This is a genomic window from Niastella populi (assembly GCF_002078015.1).
GTDB lineage: Bacteria > Bacteroidota > Bacteroidia > Chitinophagales > Chitinophagaceae > Niastella > Niastella populi.
In genome coordinates, this window is record NZ_LWBP01000187.1 from 16699 (window position 1) to 38640 (window position 21942).

A 21942-nucleotide genomic window follows, 5' to 3' on the forward strand; every position below is an offset into this window, starting at 1 on the left:
CCGGGATCCTCTTTTTTTTTCGGTATATTAATGGTAAAGTGTATGTGACTTGAAGAAGCCTGGCTTTATATTGCTTTTTCTTTTCCTGGCTTTTGAATTGAAAGCTCAACCAGGCGGTTGTATTTTTAAACCTTCCCGGTTTACCATCCACTTCGGTTCGGGTAATGTGCGTGACCCCAATAGCGGGGTGCTTACCAACTACAAGCGGGTGTATGGTTATTGTCCAACCGACGGGCATTTTGCTTTTGCCTCCTTCACCAGCGAATGTTTTCATGATGACTGGCATACCATCACGGCCGACCATACCGCCGGTGATAACAATGGTAATATGTTACTGGTTAATGCCGCGCCGTATGGCGGTGTATTTTTAGACATCGCCATTACCGGGTTAAAGAGCAATACAACGTATGAACTGGGGTTATGGGTTATGAACCTTTGCAGGCCTACCAGGAAATGTCCGTCGATCTTATTACCGAGCCTTAATATCCGGTTGCTAACACCTGATGGAAAGACCGTTGCTTCGATCGTTACCAAAGATCTGCCGAGGGTTCCGGAACCTGTTTGGGGCCAGCACCTGGCTTATTTTACAACTCCTGCTTCTACATCTACTTTGCGATTGATCATGGCCGATAACGCGCCCGGCGGCTGTGGTAACGACTTTGCACTGGATGATATCACATTCAGGGAATGTGTAAAAGTTATTCCGAAACCCGTTGCCACTCAAAAAAAACAGGTAACGCCCAAACGCGTGACCACACCGAAACCGGTTGCAAAAGTTACAACTGCACCGAAAAAGAAAGTTCAGTCAACCCCGGTAATAAAACCCAAACCGGATCCCATTACCAAACAAATTGAAATTGTAAAACATCCACCCGGAATAATAGCTCCGCCGCCATTGGTTTTAAAAAACCGGGAAAATGCATTGGTGAAGAAAATTGAAACCGGGGCGGGCGTAATACAGATCAATTGTTATGATAATGGTGATATCGACGGCGATACCATCAGCATCTACCACAATAATAAGTTGATAAGATCGCATATGCGGCTTTCCGAAAAACCTATCTCGCTTACTATTGAAATAAATGAATCGGCGCCGCATCATGAACTGATCATGGTGGCGGAAAACCTGGGCTCCATTCCGCCGAACACTTCGGTGATGGCCATTACCACGCCGGGCAACCGATATGAAGTGTTTATTTCTTCAACCAAACAGAAGAATGCAAAAGTTGAGTTTGATCTGAAGAAGTTTTGAAATATTTCTTCGCGTATACTATCATAACTCACATTGATAATACCGTTTTTTAACCCAATTTATTTTGGCGGAAATATTGTAAGGCGTTTAGGGAATGCGTATTGTATACATTGCCTGGTGTTGACTTTGGTCAAGAAATTAATTCTTTACTCAATTGTATTGTATATTAATTCGTTTGAAAGTTGCTCGAACATAAGAGCACCTGTTTTTTGATCCGAAATATATTTGTGATCTTATCCGTTAAGGATAAAATCTAATTAAAAGCTGTTTTATATGGGCTGGAAAGGAAACGTAAGATCTGTTGTCGCATATGCAAGAAAGATAGAAAGGGAGGAGCACCGTCGTGCAAGTCTTGCTGCAAAGCAGTATAAAGCGATGTTAAAGCAGGAGGAATTTGAAAATGGACAACGGGCGGTTCAGGAATACAATGATTATATTGAATTAATATCATCTACACATAAGGATTCCAGTGAAACATTGAACTGGCAGAATATAATGAATGATCCGGCGCCTGAAAAGCCAGTGCTTAAAGATGAGCATCGAAGTAGTGCAACAAAAAAATTAGATAGTTACAAACCGTCCTTTTTTGACAAGTTGTTTGGCTCGTCAAAATCTAAGATCAAAAAACTGGAAGCATTGGTTGCTGCAGCTCCGGCCCTGGATAAAAAAATATATGAAAAAGAGGTGGAGCAGCATAATCTTGATTATCTCGCATGGCAGGAGAATACAGCCCTTGCAAAAGGCGTTCTGGCCGCCGATGTCGAAGCTTACAAAAAGGTAATTGAGGAGCTTGCTCCTTTTGAAGATGTTAAAGAATTAGGGAGCGGGCTGAATATTGCTTTTCAAAAGAAATATGCAATTGTTACGCTCGCCGCCAACGGTATTACTGTAATTCCGGATTTTATATTATCTCAAACAGCTTCGGGTAAAGTATCTAAAAAGAAGATGCCGGTTCAAAAATATTATGAATTGTACCAGGATTATATCTGTAGCTGCGCACTTAGAATTGCAAGAGAAATATTTTCCTTTTTACCACTTGAATTGTAATAATTCATGTAACCAGTGAACTGGTAAATTCTACCACAGGGCATCTTGAACAACAAACGATCCTATCCATAGCAATTCCCAGGTTTACGCTCGATAAGCTAAACTTTGACACTATTGATCCATCGGAATCAATGAAAAATTTCAAACATAATATGAAGTTTTCCAAAAATTCCGGTTTCGGTATCGTTCCTGACATTCAACCCGGGGAAATAGGTTTATGATAGTTAAGCATTAAAAGGAATTTCATCAGCGTGGTAAACCCCGGCTCGATAAATGACCAGGGAAAAGGTTATTGAAAATACGTCTACCTCACCAACAAATACTCCCTTTGCGCCACACCGCCTACGATGCCGAAGCCATTCTGTATGTTGTTAAATACGATCACTTTCTCTGAAAATCCATCTTCATTTTTTTCCTGCGCCATGAAAGTGCTGTTCAGGTAATTGTAGCTGTTTTGGCTAAGTGAGGTTATTTCAACCAGCATCTTTTTAAACGCACCGTCGGTATTGGCCCTGAAGATAAAGCGCGGACTGCGGCCATTGAACAATGCATCCGTTGTGAAAAAATTATTACTTGTTGCATCGGTGAAGAGCGACAGGTTGGCTTCTTCCACTTCAAAATACTGTTCTATTTTCTGCCTGCCGCCATTGCCATTGGCATCTACCCACTCGCGGATCAGGTATAGCCGAACACGATAATAGTTCTGTACAGCCGGGTCATCGTGTAACTGAACGCTGACGGTTGCTTTGGCCTGCCAGCTGTTGATCTGCGCAACAGTCATTTTTATTTCGCCAACCTGCACGGTATCGGGTATCTGGTCACTGCCCGATACTTCGGGATATCCGGGCGCGGCAGCCGTTACCCGGTAGGTTGCGCCCGCCCGGGGAACGGTATTGCTGCGATAATATGTGCGGAAGGAACTGTTGAAAGGTTCAAGCGTTTCTTTGAAGGTGCCATTTTCAAACAGCCTTACTTTTGCGTTCGGGATTTCCTGCATGTCCTGTAGGCCATTCATGCGGCCGGAGAGGGTTACCCGCGCCATCATGATACTGTCTTTGTTCATGATCAGGTTCAGCACCATTTTGTTCGATTCTTCGGGAATGGGGATGTCGTAGATCTTTTCGCATCCGGTGATCGTTAATGTGATCAGTATAATAAGTAAATGTCTTGCGTGCATGGTTAGAATTTTAAGCTATATGAAAAACCTGGAAGGAGCGGCACAATGGTTGTTCCGGTGAGCTGCGCACTGGCGCTGGTTGCGGAATATTGTTTCAGGTAATAGAAGAACGGGTTCATCCTGTTGTATACGTTCAGCACGCTGATATTCCAGGTGCGTATGTTGCCATTCTTTTTATGTTTAATAAAGCTGATACCAAGATCGAGGCGGTGGTACGGCTGGATCCTTACATTGTTCCGGCTGTTGATGTAGTCTACATTTGTTGCCCAATATACCGGCGGCGCGTCGGATGTTACGGGCCCATCCGTTGCTTCGTACCGCGCTACAGGAATCGTGAAGGGCATAGCCGACTGGTACGTCCAGCTACCGGAGAGTTCGATGTTTTTTCGTGGTTTATAAACGGCCACCACATGAAGATCGTGGCGGCGGTCGTATTTGTACGGAAATGTACGGCCATAGTTTACTTCAGGAATATTCCGGTTGGCGGTGGCCCAGGTATAACCCAGCCAGCCGGTAAGTTTACCGGTTTTCTTTTGCAGCAATACTTCCAGGCCATATGATTCGCCGGTTCCGGCGGCTACCTGTTCCTGCCAGGTATCGCCTTTGCTATTGGTGAGGTAATCGGCCCCTTCTTTATATTCTATCACGTGGTGCATTTTCTTGTAATACACTTCAACCGAAAATTCATATTTATTCCGGAACAGGTTGCGGGCAATACCAAGTGCATATTGGTCTGCCTGTTGCGGCGCCACTTTTTTTGTAGCCGGCACCCACAGGTCTGTCGGCAATGAAATGGAATTGTAGGCCAGCAGATGAATGTATTGGGTCATGCGGGTATAGGATGCTTTCAGGCCCCAGTCGCCCGGCAGCAAATAACGCATACTGGCGCGGGGCTGCAGCGAATTATAAAATTGACCCTGCACGGCAAATGCGCTCCAGTGCAAACCCGCATTCAATTTCAGGCGGCGGGTGATCTCCCAGTCGTCTTCCGCATACAGGTCTATTTCCGATGCATTGATATTGCGGTTATTGTTCAGCGAATCTAACGTTACCGAATTGCCGCTGGTCTGCCTCATACGTACGGTGCCCGGGGTAAAGATCCGATACATGTAAGCGGCGCCTGTTTTTATCGCATGTGCGGGTGCGGGGCGGTAATCGAGATCCGTTTTGATGCCATAATCCTGTATGCCGGAGTTCAATTTCAGCGTGTTGGTATTCACATCCTGATCATACTTGTCTTTCGAATAAAAACCGGTATTGAACTTATAGCTGCTGCCGATGAGCATGGTATTGGCAAATAGCCTGGGCGTGAAGATGTGGTTCCATCGCATGGTGCCTGTTACATTTCCCCATTTTATATACAGGTCTGAAATATTATAATTATCTACAGGCGGATCGGTAGCAACCGCGTATTGCTCCAGGATCCTGAGTTTGTCTTTACCCGTATAGAATGACAGGTACAATTTGTCTTTATCGGAGATCTGGTGATGTATTTTGGCGTTGAGATCATAAAAGAACAGATTGAATTTCTCCGGTCCATCCGGTGCATTTTTTGCGATGGGGCCTGCTATAAGATCGGGATAGGAGCGGCGGGCCGACACAACAAATGATGTTTTCCCTTTTTGCAGGGGGCCTTCCAGCGTTAGTTGGGTGGAAAGCAAACCGACGGAAAAGTCGCCGTGCAGCTCATGCATATTGCCATCCTTTGTTGAAATATCTATAACCGATGAAAGCCTGCCGCCATAGCGCGAGGGAAACGCGCCTTTGTATAATGTTACATCCTTTAACACGCTTGTATTGAACGTGGAGAAAATGCCCATCAGGTGCATGGGGTTATATAATGGCGCGCCATCCAGCAGTATCAGGTTTTGGTCGGGTGTACCGCCGCGAACGAGTAATGCGCTGGTTGCTTCCGTACCCTGTTTAACCCCTGGCAGCAATTGCAGGGTCTTTAGCAGATCGGGTTCGCCCAGTAAACGGGGCATGGAACGCACCTGGGTTACCGGCAGGTTGATGCTGCTCATTTGCGAGGTTTGCTGTATGCGGGCGGTACGGGTGCTGCTTACTGTTACTTCTTCCAGTTGCGTGCCGGCCATTGGCATTTTGAAGTTGATGTGTGTATGGCCGCTTAGTTGTATCACCGTATCGATCCGCTGATAACCGGTGAAGGAAATTTGTATATGTAATGAGTCGCCCGGTACCGTAATACTGTAAAATCCGTAATTATTGGTGACGGTGCCTGCCTGGTACTGCGGCGCCACCAGCGATACCCCGATGAGTTTTTCACCGCTGACGGCATCTTCCACAAAACCGCTGAGCGTTTTGCCTGAACGCGGGCGTGCAATGATGAGGATATTACCGCTTTTTTCTTTGATGTCAAGCGGTGTGCCTTCCAGCAATTCCTTTATAATGGTTTGCAGCGGCACGTTTTTGTAAACCCGGGCTTTTACCCGTATACCCTTTACACGGGTAAGTTCATAGGATATGGGAACATGGCTTTCCTGCTCGAGCAGTTTCAGCGCGGTTTCCAGCGAAGTGGCGGGAATGCTGATACTGACCGGGCGGTTCGTTTGCTGCGCATTTGTCGTTAGCCCCATCGTTAGTAAAAGAAAGAGAGAATAAAAATATCGCATAGAATATGTTTAAGTAAAGGCATAGGTGTCCCGGGCCGCATTTGCAACGGCTGTTTATCGTGAATGGTCAGTGGTGAATGGTCAATGGTAAGTGGCCTCGCGATTGTTCGGTTTTCATTACGCCCTTGCGCCGCCAAAATTATTTTGCCAATTGTCCCCGCCTTGCGCCACCGCTAAAGCTATGGCGGCACGCGGTCGCTTACGCTTCGGATGCCGACTTGTTCGCCGTAGCCTTGCGAAGGCGAATTGCCGATTGCCGACGTAGGCCGCGCTGAGGTTTTCCCGTTTGCCGTTCGTGTTAGTGTATGGTAACCCTGTTGTCGCTGAGCGTATACGCCAGCCCGCTAATGTCTTTCAGCGTTTCCAGCAGCTCTGCCGCTGTTGTATTGTTGCCGATGCGGAGCGTAAAACGCATGGAGGCCACGCTGGCGGTATTGAATACTACGTGCAAACCATAACGCTTTTCTAAAATGCGGGCTATTTCTGCAAACGATGCGTTCTTTAAAACAATGTCGCCTGTACGCCAGTCTTCCAATTTACCTTCCGTTCGTTTGGTGCTATGTGCCTCCTGGCCGTAACTGAGCTGCTGATCGGCTTTTAGGATGCCCAGTACGCCGGTGCTGTCAGATACTTCTACGATGCCGGAACTAACCATTACCTGTACTTCTTTTGACTGCGCGTATGCTTTTACGGTAAACTCGGTGCCGAGCACCTTTGTTTGCACACCGCCGGGCGTTTTTACAAGAAACGGTTGACTGGCATTTTTTTGTACGGCGAAATATGCCATACCCTCCGCCAGTTCAATTACCCGGCCGCCATTCCCATAGTCGTTTCGGTACCGTAGGGTAGTACCCGGTTCAAGCCATATGGCTGAGTGGTCGGGTAATGCCTGTTTTACGATGCTTTTGCCTGCCGGGGCCGATACAATAACATAACCCGGTTCTTTTTTGTGACCGTATATGTTATATATCGAAAAAGCCACTACCAGAACCGCCGCCACCGCTGCTGCCTGCCACCAGATCCTGCCCGGGTGTTTTACCCTGGCTTGTGATATGGGATATACTTTCTTTTCTGCTATTACATCGAAGATGCCAGCCTTTAACGCTGCCTTCATTTCCGCTTTCTCCCCATCATTGCGCCATACCTGTTCGTCCCCGGGAAATGCGGCATACCATTGTTCCAGCAGTGCCATTTCTTCCCGTGTACAAATGCCGAGGGCATGCTTTTCCAGTAAGGAGGTTATTATTGATTGTTCTGGCTTGTTCATGTGTTCATACATTTATTAGACAATGCTCGAAATGGTGGAGTACTATGCGGAAGAAAAATTATTCCATAAAAAAGTTGCCCAGCCCTTCGCGCAGTTTCTTCAGGGCGGCCGACAACTGGTTTTTAACCGTTTGCGGCGAAATGGCCCGTTTTTGCGCAATCTCATCTATTGATAGGCCATGATCGCGGCTATCAATAAATACTTCCCGCATTTTTTCGGGAAGGCGCTCCAATTCGCGGCGGTAGCTGGCCTGCAGATCGGCCATTGCCATGTGTTCGCCGGTATTGCAGGTGATGTTGGGCAGGGCGCGGCCCGCCAGTAACTGGTATTTTTCGCGGGCTGTTTCCGATTTCAGGTAGTTCAGCACTTTAAAGCGTACGGCGGTGCGAAAGTAGGCGGCTACAGATTCGTTGATCTGTATTTGTTCTTTTTTCTGCCAGCAATACACGAAAACTTCCTGCACAATATCCTTGGCAGCAGCTTTATCGTATAAATGCCAGTAAGCTGTTTCAAAAAGCGATTCCCAGAAGCGTTCATATAACTCGCTGTAGGCCGGTACATTGCCGTCAGTAATGATCAGCCAGAGTTCCATGTCGGATAAATGTTGCAGATTGTTTGGCGGCATAACGGGTTAACAAATGGGGCTGAAGGTAATAAAACACTTGTTAAAATACATCCAATAGACGCCGCCAGGCAGCATAACCGATCTATGTATGATATATCTCATGCATAAATATGCTAAAATGTACGTTGGTATATGTTATGGGTTAGCATACGGTCGAAGGGGGTTTAGCGCGCCAGGTCCTCATTGATTTTTTCGTCGTTAGGAGCAGCATCCCAACCCAGGATCCGTGATTTATGAAAAGCGATATGCACTCCGTGCTCGAAGTCGCCGGTGAATTCAAAGTCGGCCATTACGTATGCAATACCTTCTTTGTTTTGGGGGAAAACATAAATTGTTCTTATACCCAGCGTCTTGTACAGTTCATGCGGCCCCTGGATAATGGGAAATGAAATTTCATCGACATCGATGAATTGCATGTGTTCGGGGTACAAAACGTTTTTTGTGTAGTTATACAGGCTGTTGATGATCTCCTGCTGGTTTTCTTTTATGTAGGCGATTGCATTCAACTGTTCAGCAGTGGGGTCAGTGGTGTAATCACGGCCCGCTGCATTGAAAAAAACTACGTCAACCAGTCCTTTTTTTCTAAGCTGCTCTGTCCTTGAGCCAAAAACATTTTCCGTTTCCTTTTGGGTTAACTGGTTCAGTTCGATAGTGGCGATATGTAGGGTGTCGAATATGAACTCCATCATAATACCGATTGTTGGTCTTGCTAAGTAAAGAAATTCATATTTTTTAATGATATATCAATTATAGTGATATATAAGCTCATTCCTTATGAGTGTGGTAACAGTTAATTATCTGCGGAGAAGTTGTAGTTTCATTTAAAATGCCGTATACTCGCGGGATTTTTAAATTGGGTAGAATTACCTGCTGAAACACAAAAACTACAATGAAAAGACTTACGTTTTCCGCGGCGATCATGGCTGCGGTGGTGCTTTTTTCCTGCAAATCACAATCTGGCGGCAATACGAAAACCGCTGATGAATTTAAATTATCGAAGATCGTTTATCATTTGAGCCGTTGCAATGGCACTTGTCCCAGTATCGACCTCGAGATCGATAGCAACAAAAACATTTACGTTAGCCGTGAATTTTATAAAACTAAAAGCGAAGTAGATGCTGCCAATAGCGGCCGTTTCAAAGGTGTATTGAGCGCCGATCAAAACAACAGGCTGATAGAGGTGTTAAAGAAAAGTAACCTCGACAGCCTCGAGTTTACGCCCGTAGGTATTGCTGATGTACCTGAAACTACCATTATTATTTACTACAACGGCAAAAGAAAATACCTGAAATCTGAAAGACCATCGCCCAACGCCAGCGAACTGATCACGTTGTTAAAGTCAATCGGTAACGATAAAGGACTTGAAAGAACAACTGAAGTGAAAGAGTTGGAAAATTAGGAGGCTTCAATAAAAATGGTTCTCTAAAAGCGTATCTTTTATGCCTTTGGAGAACCATTTCGTTTATAAGGCTGTTTGCTAACCTTCCTTTACCTCAATCCAAACCGGGCAATGATCGCTTGTTTTTTCCCAGCCGCGTACCTCGCGGTCGACGCCGGCGGCCAATAAGCGGCCCCCGATCTCAGGATTCAATAAAAAATGATCGATGCGCAGTCCGGCATTCCGCTCGTAAGCATTTCTGAAATAATCGAAGAAAGTATAAATGATCTCGTCGGGGTACAATTTCCTGATGGCGTCTGTCCAGCCCTGATCGACGAGCTTTTTAAATGCTGCACGCGTTTCCGGACGGAACAACGCATCATTCACCCAGCGTTCGGGTTTATATACGTCTTTTTCTGTGGGCATCACATTGTAATCACCGGTTAATATAACGGGGCGGTTTTGTTTCAATAATCCGGCGGCATGTTGCGTAAGCCGCTCGAACCACGCCAGTTTGTAATCGAACTTTGGACCGGGAGCAGGGTTGCCATTGGGCAAATACAGGCAGCCAATGGTTATATCTTTTATAGTGGCTTCTATATAACGGCTATGAACGTCCTCAGGGTCGCCGGGGAGCCCTCTTTGTGTTTCCTGTGGTTGTCCGTATTTTGATAGTATAGCTACGCCATTCCAGCTTTTTTGTCCATGCCAGATGGCGTGATACCCCGCGTCTGCAATTGCCTGTTCGGGAAATTTCTCCTGCGGCGCTTTCAGTTCCTGTAAACAGGCCACATCCGGTGCGCTTTCTTTTAACCAGCGAAGCAATACGGGTAACCGGCTGGTTATTCCATTCACATTATAGGTAGCTATTTTCATGGTATATGTGTGTGAACCCGAATATAGTAATTATGTAAAATGTAACCATCCCCCAAATGCCTGATCGTTAAAACTTTTTGTTCAGGCAACGTTCTTAACTATTAAAGGGTCAACATGTAAACCTTTGCTATGTTTAAGATCCAATGTTTATTTTTTGTGCTGTTGATCGTTTCGTGCAAACGCAGTGTTGACGGTAGCAATAATGATAACTGCATCCTGACCTCTCAAAATGCCGGCTGGACCACAACCGATCTCAAATCTAATTACACCATTCAGTTTCCTGATAATTATTCCGTGACCAAACAACAGGGTTACGAAGGAATCGTTTATGATGTAAAACGGGACGACAACTCGGTTCGTTTCAGTTATATTTATTGCAATAGCATGGAGTGTTATGGGTTCGGCGGCTTACCGGCTTCTTTCCCCGACTTTATCAATTACGGATCGGCAGGAAGTTCAATTAAACTGGATCAAAAAGCAACTTTTTGTAATGGGAATCTGCTCACCGGCGTTCTTTATTTTACCAGTGACAATGATGCCTATGCCCGCCTGTACTGGAAAGACAATGGCGCATACAAACACGCCCTCGACGTATCTTACAACCGCTCACGGCACCAGGAGGTGATCGATATTGTAAAAACAATTAGAAGAAAATAAACTCAATAACTACCTGAACTCAAATTTTTCTTTAAAAGCCGCTATCGCGGTCCACAACACACCGGCTTCGCCTTTGAAGCTGGAAGATCCTTTGGGTTCGTTGGCCGGGGTATACCATTCGTAAAAACCGTTGTTTTTGATCACCCGCGTCAGCATGGGTTCAAGCGCTATGCGCGCCTCTTCCATCAGGTCGTATTTCACCAGTTGCGTTACCATTCTTCCGCCGAACCAGGTCCAGTCGCCGCCGTTTTGGTAAGAGTAGGGGCCCATGCCTTTGTTCTTGAATGAACCTGCAGGGTAAACCGGGTATAAGGTGAGCCCGATAGTGGCGGCTTTGGCGTTTTGTACGTTTTCCTGCATTTTACGATACGCCTGTTCCACCTGTTCTTTGTTTAACAGGCCGGCCTCGATGGCAACGGTTGTTCCGCCGTGATAATACACTTCCGCTTCGTTGAACGATGGGGGAAAGGGGGATCCGTTCAGGTATATATGCGGCCGGTATTTTTGCCTGCCTGCATCCCATAAATGCGTTTGAATATTCTTTTTGATCCTGTTGCGGGTCTTTGTCCAGTATTGCCGGCTGCTGCTGGCGATGCCCGGGAATTTGAGGTAATCGTCGATGGCGATCACAAACATAGCGTTATCGTAAATGTCAATTGCCTTATGCGTATCGGCGTTCAATTCAACGCCCCAGTCATGTTCAGGTTGAACATCGCCCCAGTCGGCTGTGGTGGCGCCCCAGAGCAATCCATATTTTGCATTGAAACGTTTCTTCATCAGGAACTGCAAAGCCTGCTCCAGGCGTTGTTGAACTGTTTTACCGGCAATGGTCTCCTTAAGGATGGAACTGTCGCCGGTATTACCGATGTATTTGGCAATAGCCTGTACAAGCGATGTTTCCTGGTCGGTTTCCACGGTATTCTTATGCCCGGCGTATTCGGGAGCAAGGGGTGTATAATAATAATTGTAACCTGCGCCCGTGTTTTTCGGTTTGGGCACATACCCGTCGAGGATAGCGCCATCGGCCTGCTGAAACATTATAAACGTGAGAAGGCTTTTCCTGATGGCGGTTTTGTCGTGCACTTTACAGGCCACATCCATAAACGTGTTGAAGTCCCTGATCCAAACCTCGCCATACCCATCGCCGGCATTGAAGCCTTTTTTTATCAGTGCTTCGGCCATGGTGGTTACCTGGCCCGCCATGGTTAAAATGTCGGGCGGTATATTTTGCTGTTGGCCAAAAGATAATGTACTGCCTGTAAGCAGCAGGCAAAAAGCGAGCGTAACCGTTCTGCAGTTCATGATGATCATTAATGTATGTACATAGTTACAAATTTGTTGCCTGCCGGCCAATTATAATTAGGGATGGAAGCTTTGGTGTAAATTATGATTTGAAAATCAAAATTTTGTGCAATTTTAGTATTTCGGGTTTGGGAGGTGTATGTGTTTACATGGGTGCCGAAACCAAGGGCGGGCCAGCCGTTTTATACAGGTTGTGGTATTTACATCGCCAGCTGAAAAGCGGTTCCCTTTCCCGGCGCCGTATTTACTGAAATATTGCAGGCAATGGTTTTTGCCAGGTCCCTTACCAAATGAAGTCCCAGGCCGTTCTTTATACCTACCGGCGACGACTCATTGAACAATGCTTCCAGTTGCTGTGGGGTAGCGCCGGAGCCATTATCAGTTACAGACAGGTATTTGTTGCCATCCTTCTCCCAGGCTTTCCATTCTATGGCAGCATTGTTCCTATTCTCAACGGCCTTTATGGCATTACCCGTTAAATTGCGCATAATGGTCTTTAGATAATGCTCATCGGTACTAACATACAGGTCAGGTGAATAATGGAATGAAAGATGCACGCCCTTCGTGGCGCCAAAATGTTTTTCGATATCGGCAAACAACTCGCTTACCGGCACCTTCTTTATTTGTGGTTTGAAGTTCTCCATTTGTCCTTTGCACCAGAGCAGCAGGCCTTCCATGGTTTCAAGCAGGTGCTCGGCAGCGCCGGTAATTTTTTGTGTATAGGTTTCGGCTGTTTGTTTATCCACCAGGTCGGGCGCTTCCCGTTGCAGGTGCAAAAAATTGATAAGGTTGGAAACAGGGCTGCGCAGGTCATGGCTGAGGATACTGAAGAATTTTGTTTTTATTTTATTGGCTTCATCCAACCGGTTGTTCAACATTAATAAAGTGGTGTTGGTCTTTTTGCGGGTGCGGTTTTGAAGATATAGCAAAGCTCCAATAATAATCAATAAACAAATACAGGCTATCAGGAACAGACGTTGTTTTTTTTGGTTGTCAAGTGCCAGTTTACCGATCGCGATCTCCTTATCTTTTATGGCCAGTTCGCGTTCGCCTTCTATAGCAGCGATGTTGTTTTTATTTTCCTGCGAAAAAATGGAATCGTACAGGTGGTGGTATGTTTTTAAATTCGAATAGGCTTCTTTATACCTGCCCATTTCAAAATGCGCTTCAGCCAATACCCCGGTGAAATACGCCGCATTCTCTTTGTCACCGGTTTCATTACCAAGGGCGATCGCCCTGCGGAGATATGTTCCGGCTTTTTGTAAAAGAGCCTGTTTGTTATCGGGAATTAAAAGATCACGTTGTACTTTATGTAACGTATCATACCGGGCAATATCTAAATAAGCCACGCCAAGGTTTCCTGTATTCGTAATGGCAATAGGGTAGGCGGGGCTTAAGGTATCCCAGATAGCCTGTGCTTTCAGTTCATAGGTTATCGCTTTTCTGTAGTTGGTTGAGCTGGCCACGCCCAATTGCGAATACATGACAGCTATATTCAATAAATTCCCTGCATCTTCATAAATTTTTAATGCCTTTAAGTAGCGCTCCTCAGCTTTTTCGAAGTCTTTCTGCCCGTTATAGATGTTGCCAATGACTTCCAGCGCCGTTGCCATGCCCAATTCGTCGGGTAGTGTTTCGTACAATTGAAGCGCTTTATTGCCATAATTCAATGCTTTCGAAAAATTACTTTGTCCAAAGTATACTTTGGCAATATTCACATAGTTCAATGCAATGAGTGAACTGTCATCGATGACTTCCGCAATTTTCAGCGATCGAAAATAGTGTTCCGTGGCCCTGGTGTAATCGCGTTGGTCAAAGTATACCGCCCCTATATTCAGCAGCGCCGTTACCCTGCCTTTGCTGTTTTCAATTTCTATGTTAAGCGCCAGCGCCTGTTGATAATGTTCAAGCGCCTGTTCATAATTACCTTTATTGCTTAAATTGTTTCCGATTGAAATATGAAAGGCCGCGATCCCTTTTTTCCATTTCATTTTTTTCGCATGTTCCATTCCAAGTTCAGCATACCGCATGGCTTCGTTGGGATCGACTGGCGTATAACTTTCGGTTATTCTGAAAAGCAGCCTGGTTTTGAAGGTGTCTTCTTTTGCATTTCCAAGTTGTACCAGCAGGGAATCTATATATGCCTGGTCCTGGGCGTGGGTTGTGAACCCCGATAGAATAAGGAAAATAAGCACAAACCTTTTCATGGATCAGTTTTTCGTTATCAGTTCTTCGAGGCTTTCTTTGTAACTGCGGCCTACCGGAAGCGAAATGGCTGTATGTAACAATACCTGGTTTACCGAAACCCGGTCAATAAAATGTTTTTGAACAGCATAACTACGGTGTATACGGATGAATGAGTTAAAGGCAGCTTCTTTTAGCAGGTTGCCCAACGTATAAAGCACGCAGTATTTTTTAGTGGTGGTTACCACCTGGGTATAATCCTTTAACGCTTCGAGGTATACGATCTCGTGTAGCTTTATCTTAATTTGCACATGCCCTTCTTTTATAAAGATGGTATCACCGCCAATACTGCATTCGAACAATGCCGCTTTGTGTTTAACCTCTAAATAATCCTGCAGCCGGTTCATGGTGTGTGCAAAGCGTTCCGCTTTTACCGGTTTCACCAGGAAGTCGAGCGCCGCCAGTTCAAATCCTTCAACCGCATAATCGGGAAAAGCAGTGATGAAAATACATGCCGGCGTTTGTAATAGCTGCCGGCGGAGGTCAAGGCCATTCAGGCCGGGCATATCGATATCGAGGAACAATACCTGTACCGGCGTGTTTTTTATTTCAGCCAGCGCCGCTTCGGATGAGGCATACACACCTGCAATCTCTAAAAAGGGATATTTCCTGACAAACGAAAGCGTTGTCAGTCTGTCCACTTCATCATCGTCGGCTATAATGCACTTATAGGGAGGTGCGAGTGACATAATGACTTCAAACATAACGAATTTTCCGCATTTTCCGCCTTGCTGCTGTCGTTGATCTATATAAAATGTCGTTTATCGGTTATGGGTTTTTACAGCGGAGCGAGTAAGATAGGTTTGCAAAAAACAATCATGAAAACACGACATTTAGTGGCAGCTGCGCTGGTTGCGGTAATCTTTATTTCCTGTAAAAAAGACAAGGACGATAAACCGAAGAGCGATGTGCAGGTATTTGAACCTGTTATAGCCTTCAATACCAACCCCGGAAGCAGCTATATGGAAGCAGGCAATCAGTATAACCTGCAAAAGGGATGTTTTATGGACCTCATCGGTGGCAAAGCCAGAAATTATACTGATGCCAAAGCGCACCCGAAAAGCATCGATCTTATATTCCTGGCGCCCAATGACGGACAGGATGCTTATTATCTCATGACGCCAACTTATTCAAGAAGCGGGGCCGGGGCAAATGCCATGTGGGGCTCGAACAGTACTGAAAATCCGGTTACTACCTGGTCTGCCATTAACGAAAGCGAGATCTCACCCACCAATCTTACCGCAGCCGAATTTTATAATATTTCAACCAACAGCCAGTTGGCCGCTGCTGTTCAGGGCGCCAAAAATTTCAGCGGCAATTACGTATCGGCCGGTGGGGTAAAACTGACAGCGAAAGTGTTTGCGGTTAAGCTGAATATGGACAACCGGCAATTGCAGGCGCTCATTCTGGTGGTAGATCATGTTGGTACCAGCGGAGCTACCGGGTATTTGAAAGTAATTGTAAAAGTTACAGGTATCGATACCGATAACGATGGAAAACCCGATAACAACGGTTATAAAGACCGTTAATGATCCGTTCCTTTTTATCATTCGAAGGGCCTGTCTGGCGGGGCAGGCCCTTTCAGGTATTGAATGGCACTTTCCTGCCATCCGGCCCGGCCATATATGATGCCTTCTTCTAAATTGTATTATCTTGCAGGCACCTGTAATACCCCTTTAACAGGATTTTCCGCACAGTGGAGTTGACAGAGAATGAAATACCAGATGAAGTTGTATTGATGCAACAGTTCCGTGCCGGTAGTGAAGAAGCTTTTACAACCGTGTACCGGCTCATGTACAGACGGGTTTTCTGGTTTGCCCGCAAATTTGTTGAAGAAACCGAGGAGGCACAGGACCTTACCGCTGAATCCTTTGTTCAGCTCTGGCAGCAAAACGACAGTTTTCCCACCCTCGATGCCGTGGCTGCCTTTTTATACGTTACCGTTCGCAATAAATGCTATAACCTGCTAAAACACCGGCAAATGAAAGCCAGCCGCCGCGACGATCTGCTGCGCCAGCTCAATGAACGCGAGCAGGGCGATTTCTTCGAAGAGCAGGTTCAACTGCAGCTCGTGCGCCGCATTTATGCCGAAGTTGATAAACTGCCCCCGCGCATGAAAGCCATCTTTTTGCTTTCCTACCGCGAAGGACTGAAGCCCGCAGCAATTGCGGAACGGCTGCAGATAAAACCGCAAACCGTCATCAATCAACGGGTTACGGCGGTGAAGCTGCTGCAGGCCGCACTGGGTAAAGACGTACTGCTGATTCCGCTGCTGATGGTGCTCCGATACAAAGATTTCCTCTGACGCTGCCTGCTTTAAAAAAAATAAAAAAAACTTCATATTCCACTGGTTGGTTTGCACTGCACAATTGTAGTGTTAACATATGATAACCATTGACCAGCTTTCCGATCTGTTATTAAAGCACCTGCAGGGCAGCTTATCCGGCCCCGAACAGGAGCAATTGAATGAATGGCTTGCCCGATCTGAACGTAACAGCCGCCTGTTTGCTTCCATTAATGACGAAGAGCAATTGAGGCAACTCGTGCTTTTGTATGAATGGGAAGAAACGCAGAACAACGAAACTATTATTTGGTCGAAGATCAGGCAACAAACTGCCGCCCGTGCGGTTGCCCCTGTGCGCCGTCTGCATACCTGGCGCCGGTGGACGGCAGTTGCTGCCATTACTTTATTGGTTGCGGGCGCCTGGTGGTATTTTAAAATGTACAGGCCTGAGAATGCCGCACCGGTTACTAAGGTGGAGACACCGGCAGAAATTCTCCCGGGTCGCGATGGCGCCATTTTAACCCTCGCCAACGGCCGGCAGGTAGTGCTCGACAGCCTTGGGAACGGCGTGGTTGCTACCGAGAACGGCACCGAGGTGGTACTGAAAAACGGCTCCCTGGCGTACAATATGCCGGCCGGCGCTGCCACCGCGGTATATAATAACCTTACAACACCGAGGGGCCGCCAGTTCCAGCTCATTCTGCCCGATGGCTCCAGGGCCTGGTTGAATGCTGCCAGTTCGCTGCGGTATCCTACCGTGTTTGCAACCGGCGAACGCCGCGTGGAGGTAACAGGCGAGGTGTATTTCGAAGTGGCCCATGACAAAACAAAACCCTTTATCGTAACCATTCCCCACGGCGCCGAACTGCAGGTACTGGGTACCGAATTCAATGTGAACGCCTACGCTAACGAAACTGCCATCAAAACCACATTGGTTGAAGGAAGTTTGAAAGTAAGATCAGGCAGCGCCGCCGCCGATGGCCATGCTGTTATTTTAGAACCCGGCCAGCAGGCGCAGATCAGCAATACCATCACCAATGCGCCGGTAAAAACGATCTCGAATGCAGATGTTGATAAAGCCGTTGCCTGGAAAAAAGGCCTGTTCAATTTCGAAGATGCCAGCCTGGAAGAAGTGATGCGCCAACTCGAGCGCTGGTACGATATAGAAGTAGTGTACGAAAAAGGTATTCCCGATATAAAGTTCGGCGGTAAAATGAGCAACGATGTAAGCCTGTCGGGTTTATTGAAATCGCTGCAGGATATGGAAGTGCATTTTCGCGTAGAAGGCCGCAGGCTGATTGTAATGCCGTAAGAAAGCCTAAAGCCAAAAGCTGAAAGCTGAAAGCGAATACAGAATACAGCTGCAAGCTTCAGGCTTCAAGCTGCAAGCGGAATACAGCTCAAAGCCTAAAGCTGAAAGCCAAAAGCAAATACAAAATACAGTAGAACGTAAAACCAGAAATAAATTAGCCCTTAGCCTTATTCCTACGTATTGCCATGAAAAGGTAGAACACCCGGAACGCAGAACGCAGAACGCCAAACGCAGAACGCCGCACATAGGATGTATTCGCGTTAAGCCTTCAGCCTTAAGCGTTCAGCCTTAAAACAACCGCCCCGACTGCAATCGGGGCGGCATAAAAGCCGGGTCGATCGCAAACACGCTGTAAGTATTTTTTAATCAACCAAACTGAAACAAAAGTATGCCCAAAACTGCTACTTGTGATCAGTGTGGCGCGCCTTTTTTGTTAACTGAACCGTACGCACCTGAAAGCGGTAACCAACGGTTCCCCGGGGTTTTTACCCTTAACAGATCAGCCGGCGCTTCACCACTGCTCACAGCTTCAATGTTAAAAGCTATGAGAATCGTTATTTTTCTTCTTTTTGCCTGTTCGTTAACCGTTTCGGCAAACAGCTATTCGCAAAACGTAACCCTGTCGGCAAACGGGGTACCGTTGAAAAACCTGTTTACCCTTGTTGAAAAGCAAACGGGTTTCGTTTTCTTCTACAACAAACAACTGCTGGCAAATGCAAAACCCGTAACGGTTTCGGTTCAAAACATGCCGCTCGGCGAGTTCCTGCAGGTGGTAATGAAAGACCAGCCGCTGAACTACCGCATCGAGGGAAAGACCATTACGCTTTTCCGTAAACCGGAACAGGATGCGCCGAAGCCTGCATTGCCGCCTGCCGATAGCCTGCGCGTGATTACAGGTACGGTCACTGCCGAAACGGGCGAACCCATCAATGCAGCCAGCGTAATGGTTAAGGGGGTGTTCAGGGGCGCCACTACCGATGCCAAAGGCGCGTTTACCATTCGCGCTTCAACCGGCCAGGTGCTCGTTATTTCTGCTATCGGTTACGAACAAATGGAAGTGCGGGTAAAAAGCAGCGACCATATCAACGTGAAAATGGTGCTTGCCATCACTTCCATGAAAGACCAGGTGGTAACGGGCATTTACCAACGTAAAAAAGAAAGCTTTACCGGTTCGTCAACCACTTTTACCGTTAAAGAACTGAAAGTAGTGGGTAACCAAAACCCGCTGCAGGCATTGAAAACACTGGATCCTTCCTTTGCTATCATAGAGAATTCAACTTTCGGTTCCGACCCCAACCGCCTGCCCGATATTGAGATCAGGGGAAAAAGCAGTGTGATCGGGTTAACCGAACAATATGGCACCAACCCCAACCAGCCGTTATTTATTCTCGATGGTTTCGAAAGTACGCTGCAGATCATCAGCGATTTCAGTATGGACCGTATTGAAAGCATTACCCTGTTGAAAGATGCCGCGGCAACGGCCATTTATGGTTCAAAAGCGGCCAATGGGGTAGTGGTGGTTGAAACAAAGAAACCGACGCCCGGCCGCCTGCGGTTGAACTATAATCTCAACACTACCTATAGCATACCCGACCTCAGCGATTATAATCTCATGAATGCCGAAGAAAAACTGGAGTTCGAGCTGCAGAGTGGGTTCCTCGGTTCACGCCGACCCGATGGCTCTTTTATCGTTGACGCGGCAGACAGAAGATATAATCAACTGCTGGCAGAAGTAAAACGCGGTGTAAATACCTACTGGATGAACGAGCCCCTGCGTTCGGCGCTGGTGCAACGGCATACCCTGTTTGCCGAAGGCGGCGACGCCAACCTGCGCTATGGCGTGTCGCTGGCCTATGGCGATAACCAGGGTGTAATGAAAGGGTCGGGCCGTAAAACAACCAACGGCAACGTACGGTTGATGTACCGCAAAGGCCGCCTTTCTGCAACCAACTCCCTGAGCCTCGATGTGGTGAATATAACCCGCGAAACCGTGCCCTTCTCCCGGTTTTCCCGCGCCAATCCTTATTTCAGAAAATACAACGATGCGGGCGGCATCGACAAAGTGCTCCTGGCATTTCAGTATTCGGCCACTTTTGGGGCGCCGGTACAAAGCGAAACCTATTATAACCCGTTGTACGATCAGCAGAACAGGAATGTTAACAGAGCTGAATCGCAGGGTTTCACCAATAATTTCGAGATCGAATACCGGTTGCTGAATGAATTGAGAGCGCGTGCGCGTGTAGGGATCAACCGCCTCGCTATCCGGAATGAGATCTTCCGGTCGCCTTTTAATTCGGAATTTGCCGGCACCGATCCGTTGCGGCAGGGCAGCTTTAGCGAATCGAACGAACGGCAGAACAATTACGATGGCGACCTTACCCTTACTTATGGAAAACTGCTCGGCAACAAACATATGGTGAATGCCGTGGCCGGCATGCGGTTGAACCAGGTTGCTTCGGTTAGCAGTTCCTATGAAGTGCGGGGTTATACCGGCGACGATTTTCCCAATGCGGCCTTTGCTTACGACTACGCAGACACGCGACCTACCAACCGCGAGTCAATACGCCGCAGCACCAGTTACTTCCTTAACACCGGTTATGCCTACGATCAACGTTACCTGATCGATGCTACCATCAGGTCAGACGGGGCTTCCGTATTTGGCGCTAACCGCCAGTTCACCAATATCTGGTCAATGGGCCTTGCCTGGAACGTGCATAACGAAGCGTTTTTCGACAACCCGAAGTTAGACTGGATGAACAGCCTGCGTTTCCGCGCATCGATCGGTAACCCCGGTAACCAGAACTTCAGCGATTATATTTCAACGCGGGTATACCAGTACAATAACCAGAACCGGAATCCTTTCGGCGCAGGCGTGCTGGTCACCAACCACGGCAATCCTTTCCTGAAATGGCAAAAGACAATTGACCGCAACATAGGCATCGACCTGGTAACCCTTAATAACCGGTTACGGATAAACGCCGATTACTTTATAAAAACAACCGACCCGCTGCTGGTATTTGCTACCCTGCCTTCTTCTTCAGGCGCCACATCGGTTACCGATAACCTGGGTGGCCTGCAACAAAAAGGCGCTACGCTTACCGCCGGTTATACAGTGATACAAAAACGGGATCTTACCTGGATGGTGAATGTGAATGCACGCCGGTTGAAATCGGAATACAAAAATTTCGGTAACGCCCTTTCCGATTTCAATGAGAAGAACAAAGGCGTTAACATGGTGCGCTATTACGATGGCGCCAGTCCCAACGATCTCTGGGCCGTTCGCTCCATGGGTATCGATCCCTCCACCGGCCGCGAAGTATTCCTTACAAAAGACGGCAACCACACCTTCGTGCACAGTTATAACGATGAAGTGGTGGTGGGCAACAGCGATCCCGATTTTGAAGGAATTATCGGTTCTTCCATCTCGTACAAAGGTTTTTCAGCCAACATAGCGCTGCGTTACCGGGTGGGCGGACAAATATTCATGCAAACCTTGTACGATAAGGTGGAGAACATTCCATTTCAAAGACTGGGGTTGAACCAGGATAAACGGGCATTGTACGATCGCTGGCAGCAACCCGGCGATAATGCCAGGTTCAAAAGCATTGCAGAAAGCAGGTCGAACCCCATGTCGTCACGTTTTGTAGAGGATAACAATATCCTGGCAGGGGAATCCATTTCTATAGGGTATGAAAATTCAACGGCGGGCTGGCTGAAAAGGATAAGCGCTTCTTCTGTGACCTGCCGGGCTTACATGAACGATATTTTCAGGCTTTCTACGGTAAAGAACGAGCGGGGTATCGATTATCCTTTTGTCCGGTCTGTTTCATTATCTGTAGGGGTACGCTTTTAATAAATAAGGTATGCCACACCTGCATCATCCCGGCC

The 21942-nt window shown here is 46.9% G+C and carries 17 protein-coding genes; 8 read left to right on the forward strand and 9 right to left on the reverse strand.

Annotated elements, in window-relative coordinates; translation table 11 throughout:
- Positions 1–49: 49 nt before the first annotated feature.
- Together A4R26_RS16450 and A4R26_RS16455 are read left to right on the forward strand one after the other, a co-directional pair.
- Positions 50–1252 (forward strand): hypothetical protein, encoded by a 1203-nt coding sequence (locus tag A4R26_RS16450; RefSeq protein ID WP_081164971.1) that lies wholly within the window; start codon positions 50–52, stop codon positions 1250–1252.
- Positions 1253–1525: 273 nt separating this feature from the next.
- The gene (locus A4R26_RS16455; protein ID WP_081164976.1) at positions 1526–2299 is read left to right on the forward strand and encodes a hypothetical protein; all 774 of its coding nucleotides are present in this window, start codon (positions 1526–1528) and stop codon (positions 2297–2299) included.
- A gap of 304 nt (positions 2300–2603) precedes the next feature.
- Here the strand turns inward: A4R26_RS16455 and A4R26_RS16460 are convergent, their stop codons facing one another.
- The 5 genes from A4R26_RS16460 to A4R26_RS16480 form a co-directional block, all read right to left on the reverse strand.
- The gene (locus A4R26_RS16460; RefSeq protein ID WP_081164981.1) at positions 2604–3476 is read right to left on the reverse strand and encodes a DUF4249 domain-containing protein; all 873 of its coding nucleotides are present in this window, start codon (positions 3474–3476) and stop codon (positions 2604–2606) included.
- A gap of 2 nt (positions 3477–3478) precedes the next feature.
- Positions 3479–6109 carry a TonB-dependent receptor gene (locus A4R26_RS16465; RefSeq protein WP_081164985.1) on the reverse strand — a complete coding sequence of 877 codons (2631 nt, stop codon included), beginning with the start codon at positions 6107–6109 and terminating at the stop codon, positions 3479–3481.
- Positions 6110–6407: 298 nt separating this feature from the next.
- Positions 6408–7376, reverse strand: a complete 969-nt coding sequence (locus A4R26_RS16470; protein ID WP_081164989.1) for a FecR family protein — start codon at positions 7374–7376, stop codon at positions 6408–6410.
- A 58-nt stretch (positions 7377–7434) separates the two neighbouring features.
- Positions 7435–7968 (reverse strand): RNA polymerase sigma-70 factor, encoded by a 534-nt coding sequence (locus A4R26_RS16475; protein WP_242674930.1) that lies wholly within the window; start codon positions 7966–7968, stop codon positions 7435–7437.
- A 197-nt stretch (positions 7969–8165) separates the two neighbouring features.
- Entirely contained in the window at positions 8166–8690 is a 525-nt protein-coding gene (locus tag A4R26_RS16480) for a DUF6985 domain-containing protein (RefSeq protein ID WP_081164998.1), read from the reverse strand.
- A gap of 200 nt (positions 8691–8890) precedes the next feature.
- On the opposite strand from A4R26_RS16480, the gene A4R26_RS16485 reads away from it, so the two are divergent.
- Positions 8891–9400: a DUF6438 domain-containing protein gene (locus A4R26_RS16485; protein ID WP_081165002.1), complete on the forward strand. Its 510-nt coding sequence runs from the start codon at positions 8891–8893 to the stop codon at positions 9398–9400.
- Between the two features lie 78 nt (positions 9401–9478).
- Here A4R26_RS16485 and xth read toward each other — a convergent pair whose 3' ends face one another.
- Complete coding sequence (gene xth, locus A4R26_RS16490) at positions 9479–10255, reverse strand: exodeoxyribonuclease III (protein WP_081165007.1); 777 nt, start codon at positions 10253–10255, stop codon at positions 9479–9481.
- Between the two features lie 129 nt (positions 10256–10384).
- On the opposite strand from xth, the gene A4R26_RS16495 reads away from it, so the two are divergent.
- Entirely contained in the window at positions 10385–10912 is a 528-nt protein-coding gene (locus A4R26_RS16495) for a hypothetical protein (RefSeq protein WP_081165012.1), read from the forward strand.
- A gap of 9 nt (positions 10913–10921) precedes the next feature.
- Here A4R26_RS16495 and A4R26_RS16500 read toward each other — a convergent pair whose 3' ends face one another.
- The 3 genes from A4R26_RS16500 to A4R26_RS16510 all read right to left on the reverse strand — a co-directional run bounded on the left by A4R26_RS16500 (position 10922) and on the right by A4R26_RS16510 (position 15162).
- Complete coding sequence (locus tag A4R26_RS16500) at positions 10922–12214, reverse strand: GH36-type glycosyl hydrolase domain-containing protein (protein WP_081165313.1); 1293 nt, start codon at positions 12212–12214, stop codon at positions 10922–10924.
- Positions 12215–12414: 200 nt separating this feature from the next.
- On the reverse strand, positions 12415–14421 hold the full coding sequence (locus A4R26_RS16505; RefSeq protein WP_081165016.1) for a tetratricopeptide repeat protein: 2007 nt from the start codon (positions 14419–14421) through the stop codon (positions 12415–12417).
- A gap of 3 nt (positions 14422–14424) precedes the next feature.
- Positions 14425–15162 (reverse strand): LytR/AlgR family response regulator transcription factor, encoded by a 738-nt coding sequence (locus A4R26_RS16510; RefSeq protein WP_242674931.1) that lies wholly within the window; start codon positions 15160–15162, stop codon positions 14425–14427.
- A 114-nt stretch (positions 15163–15276) separates the two neighbouring features.
- Between A4R26_RS16510 and A4R26_RS16515 the strand changes: the two genes are divergently transcribed.
- The 4 genes from A4R26_RS16515 (at position 15277) to A4R26_RS16530 (ending at position 21907) form a co-directional block, all read left to right on the forward strand.
- Positions 15277–15987: a hypothetical protein gene (locus tag A4R26_RS16515; protein WP_133054706.1), complete on the forward strand. Its 711-nt coding sequence runs from the start codon at positions 15277–15279 to the stop codon at positions 15985–15987.
- 167 nt (positions 15988–16154) lie between these two features.
- Positions 16155–16763, forward strand: a complete 609-nt coding sequence (locus tag A4R26_RS16520; protein ID WP_133054707.1) for an RNA polymerase sigma factor — start codon at positions 16155–16157, stop codon at positions 16761–16763.
- A gap of 79 nt (positions 16764–16842) precedes the next feature.
- Complete coding sequence (locus A4R26_RS16525; protein WP_081165034.1) at positions 16843–18054, forward strand: FecR family protein; 1212 nt, start codon at positions 16843–16845, stop codon at positions 18052–18054.
- A 544-nt stretch (positions 18055–18598) separates the two neighbouring features.
- On the forward strand, positions 18599–21907 hold the full coding sequence (locus tag A4R26_RS16530) for a SusC/RagA family TonB-linked outer membrane protein (protein ID WP_207625771.1): 3309 nt from the start codon (positions 18599–18601) through the stop codon (positions 21905–21907).
- Positions 21908–21942: the final 35 nt, after the last annotated feature.